Genomic DNA, 15,715 nt, shown 5'->3' with positions numbered 1-15,715 from the left:
ACGGTGACTTTCTAGGTAGTTCTTTTAAAAGAACTGTGATGAAGAGTCTAGTTAAAAAGCCACACCAAAGCGAAAGTCAGACACCTGATAAAGAAGACTTGCTGATTGGCAAGCGACAGCGAAGACAGAAGCATAGTCGCCCTTATGCGTTAGCCAGACATAAGACAAGCGGCAGCGAAAGGCTTAACATAGCCAATATAAAAAAGACCAGCATGGCAGCTGCTCTTTCATCCGATTTCTGAACTTAATCTTGAAGACACTGATCCTTTGATAATCTGGGACAATAAGAGCAGCTTTCATTGCCTGGAATTAAATAATACAGACAGCACGTTACACGCGCATAAGCTGCCATGCTTTCTTCTGGTGTCTGTCCATTTAAAAATTTTGAGAATGGCGAGCGGCTTTCCATACCCTGCCAAATGTCCGGTTCAAGTAGTAATGTGATGTCATTCCGGGCACGGTCAGCGTCTTCTCCAGATTGCATTAACTGGACATACATCCAAAGAACATATCCCCACACATTTTCCCAAAGTACGCTCGGCGATGAATTAGTATGCTTGGCAACCGATTTAACGAGGCTTCGGCAGTCTTTGCTGATAATCCTTTTTAGAGCAGAAGATACTTCTTCCCCGCTTGAAGCAGTCCTCCAGTTTCCTTCTGGAAACAACCATTGCGGCAGCCATCTTCCTCTGATCTCACGGTCTATCACACGAATCTCATTCATATTTCCTGTCCATATCATTCGATATTTACTTAGAATATAGAGCTGGGCGACGAAGATAAATGCGGTATGTCTCATAAGGACTGATGCAATAGCAAAAGGTTTTTCTGTTCCATTTCTTTTTGAAACCAGATCAAATAAAGCACTTAAGTCCTCTAGAGCGGCCGAAAGAGGAACCTTCTCATCAAAAACCACATTAAAACGCTCAAGCTCCTGCCAAATGGCTTCCTTTTGCTTTTGCAGCATCCTTATCCCGCCTTTACTTAATTAATTCATATGAAAGCATGGCCGGCTTTCCAGTCCGGCGGTCCGTCACAATGTCTGTCTCAATATTAAACACTTGTCTTAAAATTTCAGTATTTATTACTTGATCAGGTGTACCTTGTTTCACAATTTCCCCTTGTTTCAAGGCCACGAGCTGATGTGCAAATCTAGCAGCCTGATTTAAATCATGGATCACCATAATTATGGTCCTTTTATCATCCCGATTCAGTTTTTCCAGAAGGTGAAGCACTTCTAATTGATGTGCTAAATCCAGATATGTGGTCGGCTCATCCAACAGAAGCAAATCTGTTTCCTGGGCTATGGACATAGCAATCCAGGCACGCTGCCGCTGACCGCCAGAAAGTGTATCGACAGGCTGATTTTGCAGGTGTTTTAACCCCGTAACATCTAAGGCCCATTCTATCATTGTCTGGTCGTGCTGGGTCAAACGTGATAAACCAGATTGATGGGGTGTGCGGCCGTAAGAAATCAATTCAAACACAGTTAAACCATCCGGAGCTTCTGGTGATTGAGGGAGTATGGCAAGTTTTTTGGCAATTTCCTTCGTAGGTGTTTTGTGAATCATTTTGCCGTCCAAGTATACAGCACCTGATGATGCCGGGTGAAGCCTTGCCATTGTTTTTAGAATGGTGGACTTCCCGCAGCCATTCGGTCCAATTATTGCGGTAATTTTACCAGGTTTTATATCCAGGTTAAGATTCTGTACAATGATCCGCTCTTCATAGCCAATGGTTAATTGTTCTGCTGACAGGGATTTCATCCGCCATCCTCCTTATTTGGTTTTCATTAACAAAATTACAAAATATGGAACACTTACAAGCGACACAATCAGCCCAGCTGGAATTTGCGTTGGCAATAACACATTCTTTCCGATGGCATCAGCCATTATTAAAACAATCGCACCAATAAGTGCAGCTGTTGGAATCAGAAGCTGATGCCTTGGACCGACAAGCCTGCGCGAAATATGAGGGGCTATCATCCCCAAGAAAGCAATGCCCCCTCCTGCAGCCACCGATAGACCGGCAAGTGCAACAGCAGTGATAAGAAGAATGATCCGTTCACGCAAAGAACGAATTCCGAGAGCTGTTGTGACTTGGGTTCCTAAATTTAAGATATTAAGTGTATGTGTCTTTAATAAAGTAAACAATGATAATACAATAAACCACGGCAAAAGTGCCCAAACATATGGCCACTGCTTTGCCCATAAATCCCCGGATAACCAAACCATTGCCTTTACAAAATCATGCGGATCCAGCCTTAATTGAAATGCGATAATAAACGCACTCAATCCGGCATTGACGCCAATGCCTACCAGTATCAATCGAATCGAGTCTATTCCCTTTTTCCAGGCGAGAAACATGATCAGCACGCCCGTCAAAATAGCTCCTAGGAAAGCAAACAGGGGCAGTATAAAAGTACTTACTAAGGTAAGCCCTCCTGCTGCTGTTTGAAAAAAAGTAATATAAATAATGACTGCCAGACCTGATCCTGCATTAATCCCGAGTATTCCAGGGTCCGCCAGTTCATTGCGTGTAATACTTTGTAAGATCGTCCCGGATATGGCCATTCCTGCACCAACCATCAGCGCTAAAATAATTCCAGGGAGCCGAAACTGAAATAAAATCAATTCTTGTTTATCTGATCCATTTCCTAAAAAGGTATGAATCACTTCCCATGGTTTAATGGAGACCGCGCCAAGGTTCAAACTAATAAGGCAGGAAAGTACAAGGAGTACAAGCAGAATGAGCGTACTCCATTTAAACCTAGCTTGCATGTTTTTTATGTGAATCTGCTCCTTCCGCTTCTAACTAGATAAAGAAAAAATGGCACTCCGACAGCGGCAGTCACCACACCAATCGGCGTTTCGTAAGGAGGATTAATCATCCTTGCACCAATATCCCCAAGGATCAGCAGCAAACTGCCAAGTACTGCCGATACTGGAAGGATATACCGGTAATCCGGCCCTGTAAGCATGCGGCTGATATGCGGGATAACCAGTCCTGCAAAGGCCACTGTCCCGGAAATAGCAACTGAACTTCCTGTGAGCAAAAGAACTGCCAGTACCCCCAGAAAATTAACGAAACGAACATTAATACCAAGTCCTTTTGTAACTTCTGTTCCCAGATTAAGCAATGTTAAAGAACGAGCGAGGAGGACTGCTATAAGCATTCCAAATACTCCCGCGAACAGAAGCATTTTTACACCATTCCAGCTAGAGCCCGCTAAACTGCCTGCATACCAAAAGCTCAAATCTTTTGCCACATCAAAGTGGATTGCGATCACCGATGTTAAAGAGCTTAAAAACATGCCGATGGCTACCCCGGCTAGAGCAAGCTTTACAGGGGCCATCCCCCCTTTGGATACAGCTGCCAATGAAAAGACCAGCAGAACCGTCAGGCCTGCCCCGGCCATTGATACCAGAACAGATCCAGAAGAAGAAATGCCAGGAAACAGAGTAAGGGCGGTAACGAGTGCAAGAGCCGCACCATAAGAGATGCCCAATAAAGACGGTTCGGCAAGCGGATTTTGGGTCAACGCCTGCATAATAGCTCCTGAAAGCGCTAGAAAGGCTCCTATTAAAGCAGCTGTAAGAGCCCTTGGCAGCCGTATTTCCCTGATAACCTGGTGCTGTGTATTCTGCGGATTAAAATCAAAAACCGCCCGCCACACAGTGGCTGCATCTATATTTGTTGTCCCATACATTACGGAAACTGCAAGTGCAAACAAAACAGCAGCAGACCCGATTATCATGACCTTTCCTGTACGTCCGCTGCGTCCTGCTGGTAAACTAGTATTTTTAGAGTTTCTTACCACAAATTCTACCTCTTTATATGATATAAATTAATTAATGAGAACCGTTTTCAATGAATTAAGTATATGATTATATCACCATAGTTTCAAGGTATATTGGTTAAATATCATCAATTACCAGTACATTTCACTAACTCTATTGACTTTATCTGTGATAATGATTATCATTTTCATGAAGATTGTATAAATTAGGAGGAAGACAAACGTGCGGATACATACTAAATTTATAGGCTTATTTACGGTTATACTAAGCATTTTAATGCTCTTAGCAGCTTGCGGGAATTCTAATGAGTCTAGCAAGCCAAAAAATGACCAGGAAAAAGATACAGCTTTAACAGATGCTATGGGCAAAGTGACTATACCTGCTGATACGAAAAGAATCCTTGCTCCTTATATGGAAGATTCCCTGGTGGCGCTTGGAATAACTCCAGCAGCTCAGTGGTCAATTGGCACAGCCGTGCTGGATTATCTTCAAACCGACTTAAAGGATGTGCCAAAAATCAGCTGGGATCTCCCGCTTGAGCAGACGATTGAAGCAAATCCAGATTTAATTATTTTTAGCTCTAAGGCTTCTATTCAAAAAGGACAATATGAAGAATATAAAAAAATCGCTCCAACTTATGTGTACAAAGATGAGGACAGCTCTAATTGGAAGAAACAGCTTCAAGTAATGGGCAAGATCGTTGGAAAACAACAAGAAGCAGAAGATAGACTTTCAGGATACGAGGAAAAAACAAAAAAAGCTTCCGAAGATATTAAAAAAGCAATTGGCGGGCAGTCAGCCTCAATTATTTGGGTTGCCGGAGATCAATATTACCTGTTTGAAAATACCAGATTTGCAGCAAACGTCCTCTATGGCGATTTAGGTGTCACACAGCCACAAATGGTAAAAAATTTACCAGAAGCGAAAGCCAGCTGGCAGCCATTATCACTGGAATCATTGTCAGAGCTTGATGCAGATCATTTATTTCTCGTTAGCAAGCCTGGCGAGGCCGGATTAACAAAGCTTAAAGAAAGCTCTGTATTCAAAGGACTTAGTGCTGCTAAGCAAGGTCATGTATATGACATGGAAGATCCGAGTCATTGGACCATCAATGGTGTAATTGCCAATGAGCTTACTATAGATCAAATTACCAAGTCACTTGCTAAATAAAATAGGCTTAACCAGCTTGCAGAGAAAGTATCTTTCCTGCAAGCTTTTTTTAATGGATAAAGTGACCTAATCATTTATTATTGAGTAAAAAGCTTAACCCCTTCCCTAACGATCCTCGAAACAATTCCTGCACTCCTCCCTACCTATTTTCTTCATTAATACGTTAAATTTTATCGATAACTCTCAGCTTTTTTCCATAGTTTTGTCGTAATTTGACTAGTTCACTACTAATATTCTATAATTTATTTAATTCTGAAATTTTTGATAACCTTAGTACATACATATTATTACGTTTTATATCGGGAGGTCAGGGATGATTGAGTTTAACAAAGTAAATAAGTTTTATGGGGATTTTCAGGTTTTAAAAGATATTAACCTTAAAATCAATAAGGGTGAAGTGGTTGTAATAATAGGCCCTTCCGGTTCAGGAAAAAGCACAATGCTTCGCTGTATTAACCATCTAGAGACAATATCTGATGGGACTCTCACTGTAAATGGAATCTCAGTAGGGGATAAAAATACGGATATCAATAAGCTTAGACGAAATATTGGAATGGTTTTTCAGCACTTTCATTTATATCCTCACAAAACAGTTCTTGAAAATATCACTCTGGCTCCTAAGAAAGTATTAGGTCTATCCGATAAGGAAGCCAAGGAAACAGCCAGGCATTATCTGGAGAAGGTAGGCATATTAGATAAGGCTGACTCTTTTCCTTCCCAGCTTTCCGGAGGCCAGCAGCAGCGTGTAGCGATAGCCCGGGGACTGGCCATGAAACCGGAAGTTATGCTTTTCGATGAGCCCACCTCAGCACTTGATCCAGAAATGATCGGCGAGGTTCTTGATGTTATGAAAGCACTTGCCAAAGAAGGCATGACGATGGTTGTCGTAACCCATGAAATGGGCTTTGCCAGGGAAGTTGCCGACCGAATCGTCTTCATTGATGAAGGCCGGATTTTAGAAGAAGCAATTCCGGCTGAGTTTTATGAGAATCCGCGTGAAGAACGGGCTCGCTTATTTCTCAGCCGTATATTAAATCATTAATAGGGGGTAAACAAATGTTCAAAAACAAAAAGACTTTTAAAATGGCGATCGTATCATCGATGGCTGCACTTATGCTTGCCGCATGCGGCGGCGGAGACTCAAAAGAAAGCAGCAAGGATGTTCTTGCCCAGATCAAGGACGAAAAGAAAATTGTATTTGGTGTAAAACATGATACTCGCTTATTTGGATTGAAAAATCCTTCAACTGGTGAAGTGGAAGGATTTGATATTGATCTATCTAAAGCACTCGCCGAAGAAATGTTTGGCTCTGATGTTAAACCTGAGTACAAAGAGGTTACTTCTAAAACAAGGGTAGGACTTTTGAATAATGGGAAAATTGATGCGGTTGTCGCTACTATGACAATCAATGAAGAACGGAAAAAAGAAGTTGACTTTACTGATGTTTACTTTGATGCAGGCCAATCACTGCTTGTGAAAAAGGGCAGCAAGATCAAAGGGCTTGAGGACTTGAAAAAAGGTACAAAAGTGCTCGCTGTTAAAGGATCCACATCAGCAGTCAATATTCGTGAAAAAGCACCGGAAACACAAGTACTGGAATATGAAAACTATGCAGAAGCCTTTACTGCTTTAAAATCTAATAAAGGTGACGCCTTAACAACCGATGATGCCATCCTTTATGGAATGGCTGAAGAAGATCCTTCATATGAACTGGTAGGCGGTACATTTACAGAAGAACCTTATGGCATAGCTGTTAAAAAAGGCAACAAAGAGCTTGTTGATGAGCTGAATAAAGCCTTGAAAAGCCTGAAGGATTCAGGCAAGTATGATGAAATTAAGAGCAAGTGGATTAAAGAGTAAAATTAATACAGCTTTCTTTTCAGGATGGGCAGCAGTTCGTACCAATACGGACCTGCTCATCCTGATTAATTAGGAGGAGATCGTTTGCTGGATTTCTCTATACTAACGAATAATATGGATTCATATATAGAAGGATTTAAAATTACCATTTATGCCAGTTTAATAGCTTTATTATGCAGCTTTCTATTGGGAACTCTCATAGCTGTTATGCGCATTGCTCCCTTTAAACCGCTTAATTGGCTAGGTACAGCGTATGTTGAATTTATCCGTAATATCCCTGTTTTGGTTATCGTCTTTTTCACATATTTAGCCGGCAACTTTGGCGGGATGACTGCCGGAACGATAGGATTGACCGTTTATACAGCGGCTTTCATTGCCGAGGCCATACGGGCCGGGATCATGTCGGTACCAAAAGGACAGATGGAAGCAGCACGCTCTTCAGGGCTAAGTTATGGGCAGGCAATGAGGCTGATCATCCTCCCGCAGGCTATTAAAATTGTAATACCGCCCCTTGGCAACCAATTTATCAACTTAGTTAAAAATTCATCCTTGTTAGCTGTAGTGGCAGGCGGCGATTTGATGTATCAGGGAGATTTAATAAATGCAAAAACGTTCTCACCTTTTGATACCTATATTATTGTCGGCTTATTTTATTTAATATTAACTATCCCTTTGAGCTTTGGCGTAGGTTTTCTAGAAAAACGCCTGGCCAGAAGCAATTGAGGAGGTGCCTAGATGGATTTTTTAGCACCGTTCATTGAAGTATATACACTTGATCATTTCAAATTTTTACTTGAGGGCTTTTGGGTCACCTTAAAGGTTGCTGCCATCTCCATTGTACTCAGCTTCATTATCGGCGGCATTGTGGGGACTTTAAGGTATGCAAAGATTCCTGTTGTATCGCACATACTTGCCATTATTGTTGAGACGATCCGGAACCTTCCATTGCTGCTTATTATCTTCTTCACCTATTTTGCATTGCCCGAAATCGGAATTGAAATGGAAATTACAACAGCAGCCATTGCGGCCCTTACTGTTTTTGAGTCTGCCATGCTTTCAGAAATCATCCGCAGCGGACTCAACTCCATTGAAAAGGGACAAATCGAAGCAGGACGTTCTTCTGGCTTAAATTACATTCAGACATTACGCTATATCGTTATGCCTCAGGCTCTGAGGAGAATGGTTCCGCCCATTGTCAGCCAATTCATCTCTTTGCTTAAAGATACATCGCTCGCTGTAGTCATTGCTCTTCCGGATTTACTGCACAACGGCCAAATTATTTACGCTCAAAAAGGTTCTTATGTGATACCTGTTTTTGTACTTGTAGCGTTCATGTACTTTATTGTTAATTATGCTTTGTCACTAGTTGCCCGAAGATTAGAACTAAGGCAAAGTTAGAAAAACCGGCTCAGATAAATGGGCCGGTTTTTTGTTTGATACTATCTTCTAAATAATTCTTCTAGTAATCCTCTACCTTATTATAAGCTGCGACCAGTCTCTTCCATATGCCTCATACGATCTTCTCACCCCTAAGTTCCTCCACTTTAAAATTTCAACTCTGATTCTAAATGAAAGAAGCTTTTAAATGGCAAACTTTTAACCGTATATGATAAAAAAAGGCTTTTTTACAGAGAACTTAGCCCTCTCTATTTATATATATTTTCATAGGATACTAGTAAAAGGAGGTTGGAAGATGAGTAATAATAACTTTGGATTCTGCTGGGCGAAATGTCATGAGCCTTCACTGACAAACCATCATAGTTTTAGACACTGTTTTCGCAAATGTATAGAAGGTGGTAAACATAAATGCCACTCTAGCAAGCCTATTCATCATGATGGATGTCATAAATGCAAGCATGACCACCACAACAGATGTTCTTGTAACAAGCATTAATTTTTTTAATGCTGTTTGATGCTAGTGATAGATAAAAAACAGTATTAAAAAAGAGCCTTTTTGCTAATAAAAGGCTCTTTTGCATTCTTAATTACATTCGATAATTTATTAACAGGTATTGTAGCTGCTTCTATACATGGGATCTGCGAGCGAAGTCAACAAATCTAAATTTATCGGGTCTATGCCTTGATTCTGTGTATTGGAAAAGTGAGGCATCATCTAAATATACATAGTTTTTGATAACAACTACATTGTGAAATCCCTCTAAATCCAGCAGCTCTCGATCCTCTATGGATGGTTCTTCCACAAGAATTTCTTTTTTAGCAAAGCTTATTGAGAGGTTTAACTCTTTCTCGAGATAATCAAAAATAGAATCTTCACAGATTTCTTTTGTTAATTCCGGAACATATTTCTTATTGAGATAATCCTTATCTAAAATTATCTTCTTTCCGCCAATCTCTCTTGTTCTCATTATTTTCCAAACAGAGTCTTTATTGGATAATTGCAGCTGCTGTTTAATATAGCCCTCAGGTTTTAACAATGACAGCTCATTTACTATTGTTCTCGGTCTGCTGCCTATTTTCTCTGCAAGTTCTTTAAAACTGACTAAGCCTGAAACAGGAAAATCAAATTTGCTTCTATCGATTACAAGAGATCCTTTTCCTCTTATTTTTTGGATATAGCCTTTTTGTGATAAGAGAGTTAACGCCTTTCTTATTGTTTCCCTTGAAGTGCAAAAGCGGTCCTTTAATTCGTTCTCGGAGGGTAAAAGAGTATGAGTTGAAATGGCACCGCTTTCAATTTGTTCAGCAATTTCACTGAAAATCATTAAATATTTGGTAGTCATATTAATTCCCCCATCGTTCGTTACCAAATGCAATTTAGAGAAATGACGGCAATAACAAAGGAGGGAGAAAAATCTCCCTCCTTCTTTTTTTGCTTAAGCTGCTTTTTTGCTGAAAGTAACTTTAGACATTTTTGTTTTTGCTAATACGATTGTCAGAATGAATGGGATAACAATTGCCACAACCATTGCCATCGCGAATGTTCCCATGTGCTGAGGCTGAATGGAAAGGATACCTGGCAGGCCGCCTACACCAATTGAGTTAGCCATTACATCGCTTCCTACAGAAATAACTGCTGCGGCCAGTGAACCAACCATTGCTGCTAAGAACGGGAATCCGTATTTAAGGTTGATACCGAACATGGCTGGTTCTGTGACCCCAAGGTAACAAGAGATAGCAGCCGGGATTGAAACTTGCTTTTCTTCTTCGTTCTTTCTGTTGATGTAAATCATGGCAAGTACTGCAGAGCCCTGGGCAATATTTGATAAAGCGATCATTGGCCACAGGTTTGTTCCACCAAGTTCACTCATAAGCTGAAGATCAATAGCGTTGGTCATATGATGCAGACCTGTAATAACAAGCGGCGCATATGCAAATCCAAAGATGGCTGCAAATAACCAGCCGAATGATGAAGTTAAACCAGAGTACACAACATCAGAAATAAATGAGCCCATTTTCCACCCGATAGGTCCTAAAACTGTGTGTGCGATCAGCACTGTTGGAATTAATGATAAGAACGGTACTACAATCATTGAAATAGCATTTGGAACGATATCACGCAGTTTACGTTCTAAGAAAGCAAGTACAAGACCTGCAAGAATAGCTGGAATAACCTGTGCCTGGTATCCAATCATTTCAATCTGTGCAAATCCAAAATCCCATACTGGTATATCTTTAGCCCCCGCTACTCCATATGCATTTAGAAGCTGAGGAGATACAAGCGTAATCCCAAGAACGATACCAAGAATCTGAGAAGTTCCCATTTTCTTAGTAATTGCCCATGTAATACCTACAGGCAGGAAGTGGAAAACAGCTTCACCAATTAACCATAGAAAGGCATGTACACCTGCCCAGAACTGAGAAATCTCTACGAGAGACTTCGTTCCGTCTTCAAACATCTTTATGTCACCGATTACATTTCTAAAGCCTAAAATTAGACCTCCGACTACAAGCGCCGGAATTAATGGCGTAAATATATCAGCAAGATGAGCAATCATTCGCTGCAAGAGGTTCATGTTCTGCTTAGCAGCCACTTTTGCTTCTTCCTTTGATGTACCATCTATATCTGCATATTTGACAAATTCGTTATAAAAAGAAGAAACCTCGTTACCAATGATAACCTGGAATTGACCTGCTTGCGTAAAGGTTCCCTTTACAAGCTTGATCGCTTCTACTTCTTCAATATTAGCTTTTTTTGGATCTTTTAGAACAAAACGCATTCTTGTTGCACAATGTGTGACTGCAGCAACGTTGTCTTTTCCTCCAATGCGTTCCAGTAACTCTTTAGCTGGATCTGTATACTTACTCATTCCTTTACCCCCTGGTAAATTAGACTATAGTCCAATTCTTTCTTTTCTAATATTTTCATAGCTTTGTATGCCCAGGAAGTGTTTCCGCTTACAACCCAGCGTTCCCTGTATATACAAGCTTTTTGTTTACGCTTTCATCTTATCCTGTATATACATGTTTGTCAACGTCAAAAATGAATATTATTTCAAGAAAAGATTTCCTCTAGGAAAATCATACCAAAATTAAACACAAAAAAAGAAGCTCCAGTTCTCTTATAAGTACTGGAGCTTTTACTGAAACAGGCTTTCGTCCTTACTATTTCAACAAATTTCTTTCCGCGTTCTAACATTCGTATGAATATTAGATTTGTATGATTGCACCACTATTAGTCAAAATGGGAAAACTTATATAGTACTGAGCCAGTCTAGCAGAAAAAATAGAAAGAAAACGGGAAAATATTATAAAGCTTATACAATTGTTAAAATTGTAAATGTGATGACCTATAGTGCAAAACACATTTGGTTTAATAGATTAATTTTTTTTAATAGGACAAGTACATAAACCATAATATCAATGGAGACTTAATCGTATTTCAGGTGATGCGCAAATCCAAGGACCTAATAATCGAAACAGTGTAAGAGTTGTTGGAACAGGGGAATTTACGCTGACTCTAAGAGTTTTATTTCGCTGTAGACTTACTATTGGCGGGTTTGAAGAGTGCCCGCGTGAATTAACGAGCGTACGATTTAGATTATAAATTCCTCAGGAAATACTAAATTTAAGTAATCTTCTTAGAGTGGCCTTACTCCACTCTTTTTTTGATACACAAAGAAAAAACCCTTGAACTATCAAGGGTTTTTAGTATGATCTGAGAGGGATTTGAACCCCCGACCCCTACCCTGTCAAGGTAGTGTTCTCCCGCTGAACTATCAGATCGCTTATTAATATATATTTAATTATATGGATTCCTTACTAAAAGTCAAATCCTTTTTGATTTCATTATTTCATAATACCTTTTGTCCAATATTACACCTTTACAAATATACGAACATATATTCCTTTTTTGTTGAATAAAAACATATGTTCGTATATAATAGATGTATAAAATCTTAAGCATGGGAGGTAATTTAGGATGAATGGAATTTTAGTACGCTGTTTAAAGGAAAATAATCCGGTAGAAATCATTTACATGGCGGATGACCATTGCCTTTCACAACGTAAAATTCAGGTTTTAGCGATTTCAAGGACTCATATAAAAGCTTTCTGTTTCCTTAGGAGACAAAAAAGAACGTTTAAAATGAGCAATATACTTTCCGCCAGTCCGGTGCGATCAAAAAATTATAAACTTCATGCTAACTGAACCCATAAAGGCCAACGACCTGCCTTTATAGATCTACACCTGCTGCGTTCACTCTCTATGGGTTAAGAGGTATTTTCGTCAATAATATTAAAAAAATCCGTAGATATTGATCAAGAACATTATGTGCTGCATTCCAGCTATAGTATGTTAAAACCTGCGCGGGACCTCTTCTTTTCACTTTCTTCTACGCTTAATTATTTTTATTGTTTCTAAACGTATATCCTGAAATAATTTCTGAATAGTCGGACTCACCTTATTTCCCCTCAATTATTAATAAAATGAATTATTCTTTTTTAAAGTTAATTTATAAAAGCATCCTTCAAAAGCTATTATGAACCATGGAAACAGATTCTTTACCTTATTGAATCTATAATCAATCATGCCTTACAAAGAAGCACACAACCCTTTGATATGATAAGATAAAATTAACTTTATTCACACTCTATAACGCTTTAGGAGGATTCTATGCCTGCACCTCAGGGAACTATAAAAGACTATAAGCTGTATAGCAGCTCACTTAAAGAAGAAATGGAATTATTAATTTATTTCCCAGAAAGTTTTTCACCACTATACAAATATACAGTGGTCATTGCCCAGGACGGCCGGGATTATTTTCAGCTTGGGCGTATAGGCCGTGTGGCAGATGAACTTCTATATCAAAAAGAAATTCAAAATATAATAATCGTGGGTATTCCTTATAAAAACGTCCATGACCGCCGTTCTAAATATCATCCAGAAGGTGACAAACAAAGTGCTTATATCCGCTTTCTCGCTCACGAACTTGTTCCCTACCTGGATCAATCTTTCCCTACCTATAGTATGGCAAAGGGCCGTGTTCTGATAGGAGATTCATTAGGGGCAACTGTGGCTCTACAGGCTGCGTTGAAATATCCGCACACATTCGGACATGTGATTATGCAATCTCCCTTTGTCAATGATACAGTGATGCTTGCAGCAGAGGAATTTGCAGATCCTTCTCTTCTTGATATATACCATGTTATTGGAATCAGGGAAACAGATGTACCGACAACTGATGGGCAGAAACAAAATTTTATTGAACCTAACCGGAAACTGAATAAACTGCTTTCTCGGAGGAATTTTTCATTCTTCTATAAAGAATTTGAGGGAGAGCATACCTGGAAGTTCTGGCAGAAGGACTTAAAGCGGGCATTGATTAATACTTTAGGCATTTAATTTACATTTCCATTAAATTAGCTTATTATTCAAATAATTTGTTATAATAATATAACTATAGATATTTATTTCTGGGAGGTCATTTAATGAAATACGGTGTTGTAATCTTTCCTTCGAAAAAGCTGCAAGATTTAGTGAATTCTTACCGTAAAAGGTATGATTCACATTATGCATTAATTCCTCCGCATTTAACACTTAAGTCTGCATTCGAAGCGACCGACGACAGAATAAAAGAGATCGCTGAACAGTTAGATTCCATTTCAAAGAAATTTAAGCCCTTTCAATTAAATGTGACAAAAGTAAGCTCTTTTCAGCCTGTAAATAATGTTATTTACTTAAAGGTGGAACCCAATGAGGCAATTGAAGGGCTGCATAGTTCTCTACATGATAATTTCTTTGATGATTCGCCTGATTATGCCTTTATTCCTCATATTACTCTGGGACAAAACTTATCGGACGATGAGCATTCTGATGTGTTAAATCAGCTTAAAATGCTTAACATCACCCATCAGGAAGAAATTGACCGTATCCACCTGCTATATCAGCTTGAAAATGGTTCATGGACTGTATATGAAACATTCCGTCTTGGAAAGGAACAATAAATCGTGAAAGTAAAAGCAGTTGAAACAGAACAAGAATTGCAGCAAGCCTACTCAGTCCGCAAAGAAGTTTTTGTGGAAGAACAGAATGTACCATTAGAGGAAGAGATTGATCAATACGAAGCGGATTCCACTCATTTTCTTCTATTTATAAATGACAAACCTGCCGGTGCTGGACGATTCCGTATATTAGATGGAATCGGAAAGGTCGAAAGAATCTGCGTCCTCTCCTCTGCCCGCCAAAAAGGCGCTGGAAAAGCCATTATGGATGGAATCGAAGAATATGCGAAACAGCAGGAAATTTCAAAATTAAAACTCAATGCTCAGACACACGCTATTCCTTTTTATGAAAAACTGGGGTATGAAGTGTCTTCAGAAGAGTTTATGGATGCGGGGATTCCACATAAAAGCATGGCAAAAATACTTTAAAAATTATAAAAGGCACTCCAGCAAAACTGGAATGCCTTTTATTATATAAATTAAAATAAGAGGAATAATGTACATTATTCCTCTGTAAAACCAGGGATAACCCTAATTTTAGCTGTGACCGTGTTTTTTGTCTTTGTCTTCAATGTCAATTGCAATTAGTACTTTCGATCCTATATTAGCTTTCAATGGATCAAATAGAGTGGAAAACGGCTGCATTATATCAGTTGAAGAATTTTCAATAGCAACAATAGGATCGTGACAGAAATGTAGATCCAATGTCAAGAAATAACGATTTTCTCCACAGCAAGGATTTTTATCTACAAAGTTGAAGCTTGTAGTGATTGTGCTAAATCTCAGAGGAGTATCCTCTTCTATTTCAAATTCAAACTCAAATTCGCCGCCATCTCTTTCGAGCTCTCCAGGTATTGCACAGATAGGAGAAGTATCTCTCGTTTGAAAGATAGGAACGAAATCACCATGTCCACAACTTCTGAAAAGTGTAAAGGTACCTTCTATTGCTACTGGAAAAGCAAATTCTTGTTCAGATACTAAATCAAAATTACCAGGAATACCCGGAAGATCTCTCGGTGTCCATTCCACAGTTGCCTGAACTAGAACCTTATCATCCCCGTCATCTGTGCAAACTTTAACCTGGCCAAGAGTATGCACTGGGGCTTTAACGTGGTGCATATTACCGTGGTGCATATGATTATGTTTATTATTGTGGTTAAAGTCTACATTTGTAGATTGATCTACATCAATTTCTGTAAATAAAGATTTTCCTTTGTCTTTACATCCATTACAGCCTTTGTCATGACAATGATTACAATGATCTTTATGATCTTTCTTAAACGAATCGCCATGTCTTCTCCATGAGTTACTACTCATAATATCTCCTCCAATTCTTATTTTCTGTATTATTATATTGAGAAGGACATCTTTTGTATGGGCAAATCGAGCAGGTTAATAGCCTTTTTTAAGTAGTTTTTTAATGAATGCGTCTATGTAACAGAGAATTTAAATAGACACAAATAATAACCCCGCCAGCTTATATT

At 39.2% G+C, this 15,715-nt stretch carries 16 protein-coding genes and 1 tRNA gene; 9 read left to right on the top strand and 8 right to left on the bottom strand.

Annotated features, from left to right (window positions below; all coding sequences use genetic code 11):
- Window positions 1-244: 244 nt before the first annotated feature.
- Genes JOC77_RS11910 through JOC77_RS11895 form a run of 4 tightly spaced genes read right to left on the bottom strand, consistent with a single transcriptional unit; the run spans window position 245 to window position 3,820 of the window.
- Entirely contained in the window at window positions 245-967 is a 723-nt protein-coding gene (locus tag JOC77_RS11910) for a (2Fe-2S)-binding protein (RefSeq protein WP_204543553.1), read from the bottom strand.
- Window positions 968-980: 13 nt separating this feature from the next.
- Complete coding sequence (locus tag JOC77_RS11905) at window positions 981-1,766, bottom strand: ABC transporter ATP-binding protein (protein WP_204543551.1); 786 nt, start codon at window positions 1,764-1,766, stop codon at window positions 981-983.
- A gap of 12 nt (window positions 1,767-1,778) precedes the next feature.
- Complete coding sequence (locus tag JOC77_RS11900) at window positions 1,779-2,780, bottom strand: FecCD family ABC transporter permease (RefSeq protein ID WP_204543549.1); 1,002 nt, start codon at window positions 2,778-2,780, stop codon at window positions 1,779-1,781.
- Between the two features lie 5 nt (window positions 2,781-2,785).
- On the bottom strand, window positions 2,786-3,820 hold the full coding sequence (locus JOC77_RS11895) for a FecCD family ABC transporter permease (protein WP_338047220.1): 1,035 nt from the start codon (window positions 3,818-3,820) through the stop codon (window positions 2,786-2,788).
- A 202-nt stretch (window positions 3,821-4,022) separates the two neighbouring features.
- Between JOC77_RS11895 and JOC77_RS11890 the strand changes: the two genes are divergently transcribed.
- From JOC77_RS11890 to JOC77_RS11870, 5 genes are all read left to right on the top strand, one after another.
- Window positions 4,023-4,970 carry an ABC transporter substrate-binding protein gene (locus JOC77_RS11890; RefSeq protein WP_338047219.1) on the top strand — a complete coding sequence of 316 codons (948 nt, stop codon included), beginning with the start codon at window positions 4,023-4,025 and terminating at the stop codon, window positions 4,968-4,970.
- A 313-nt stretch (window positions 4,971-5,283) separates the two neighbouring features.
- Entirely contained in the window at window positions 5,284-6,012 is a 729-nt protein-coding gene (locus tag JOC77_RS11885; RefSeq protein WP_204543548.1) for an amino acid ABC transporter ATP-binding protein, read from the top strand.
- A gap of 14 nt (window positions 6,013-6,026) precedes the next feature.
- On the top strand, window positions 6,027-6,830 hold the full coding sequence (locus JOC77_RS11880; RefSeq protein WP_204543546.1) for a transporter substrate-binding domain-containing protein: 804 nt from the start codon (window positions 6,027-6,029) through the stop codon (window positions 6,828-6,830).
- A gap of 84 nt (window positions 6,831-6,914) precedes the next feature.
- Complete coding sequence (locus JOC77_RS11875; RefSeq protein WP_204543544.1) at window positions 6,915-7,553, top strand: amino acid ABC transporter permease; 639 nt, start codon at window positions 6,915-6,917, stop codon at window positions 7,551-7,553.
- A 12-nt stretch (window positions 7,554-7,565) separates the two neighbouring features.
- Window positions 7,566-8,228, top strand: coding sequence for an amino acid ABC transporter permease (locus tag JOC77_RS11870; RefSeq protein WP_204543542.1), 663 nt, complete (start codon window positions 7,566-7,568; stop codon window positions 8,226-8,228).
- A gap of 626 nt (window positions 8,229-8,854) precedes the next feature.
- Here the strand turns inward: JOC77_RS11870 and treR are convergent.
- The 3 genes from treR to JOC77_RS11855 all read right to left on the bottom strand — a co-directional run bounded on the left by treR (window position 8,855) and on the right by JOC77_RS11855 (window position 12,014).
- Window positions 8,855-9,571 carry a trehalose operon repressor gene (gene treR / locus JOC77_RS11865; protein WP_204543540.1) on the bottom strand — a complete coding sequence of 239 codons (717 nt, stop codon included), beginning with the start codon at window positions 9,569-9,571 and terminating at the stop codon, window positions 8,855-8,857.
- A 93-nt stretch (window positions 9,572-9,664) separates the two neighbouring features.
- Window positions 9,665-11,098 carry a PTS system trehalose-specific EIIBC component gene (gene treP / locus JOC77_RS11860; protein ID WP_204543538.1) on the bottom strand — a complete coding sequence of 478 codons (1,434 nt, stop codon included), beginning with the start codon at window positions 11,096-11,098 and terminating at the stop codon, window positions 9,665-9,667.
- Between the two features lie 844 nt (window positions 11,099-11,942).
- Window positions 11,943-12,014: transfer RNA gene (locus JOC77_RS11855), tRNA-Val, on the bottom strand.
- Between the two features lie 196 nt (window positions 12,015-12,210).
- Between JOC77_RS11855 and JOC77_RS11850 the strand changes: the two genes are divergently transcribed.
- From JOC77_RS11850 to JOC77_RS11835, 4 genes are all read left to right on the top strand, one after another.
- A complete protein-coding gene (locus JOC77_RS11850; RefSeq protein WP_204543529.1) occupies window positions 12,211-12,438 on the top strand; it encodes a WYL domain-containing protein in 228 nt (75 codons plus the stop codon).
- Between the two features lie 465 nt (window positions 12,439-12,903).
- Window positions 12,904-13,632, top strand: coding sequence for an alpha/beta hydrolase (locus JOC77_RS11845; RefSeq protein ID WP_204543527.1), 729 nt, complete (start codon window positions 12,904-12,906; stop codon window positions 13,630-13,632).
- 86 nt (window positions 13,633-13,718) lie between these two features.
- The gene (locus tag JOC77_RS11840) at window positions 13,719-14,234 is read left to right on the top strand and encodes a YjcG family protein (RefSeq protein WP_204543525.1); all 516 of its coding nucleotides are present in this window, start codon (window positions 13,719-13,721) and stop codon (window positions 14,232-14,234) included.
- 3 nt (window positions 14,235-14,237) lie between these two features.
- Window positions 14,238-14,660 (top strand): GNAT family N-acetyltransferase, encoded by a 423-nt coding sequence (locus JOC77_RS11835; RefSeq protein ID WP_204543523.1) that lies wholly within the window; start codon window positions 14,238-14,240, stop codon window positions 14,658-14,660.
- A 108-nt stretch (window positions 14,661-14,768) separates the two neighbouring features.
- Here the strand turns inward: JOC77_RS11835 and JOC77_RS11830 are convergent, their stop codons facing one another.
- A complete protein-coding gene (locus JOC77_RS11830; RefSeq protein ID WP_204543522.1) occupies window positions 14,769-15,548 on the bottom strand; it encodes a hypothetical protein in 780 nt (259 codons plus the stop codon).
- Between the last annotated feature and the right edge of the window lie 167 nt (window positions 15,549-15,715).

The organism is Peribacillus deserti (assembly GCF_016909175.1).
GTDB lineage: Bacteria > Bacillota > Bacilli > Bacillales > DSM-1321 > Paraperibacillus > Paraperibacillus deserti.
The sequence above is the reverse complement of the archived record's forward strand: the minus strand, read 5'-3'. Positions and strand labels throughout refer to the sequence as shown.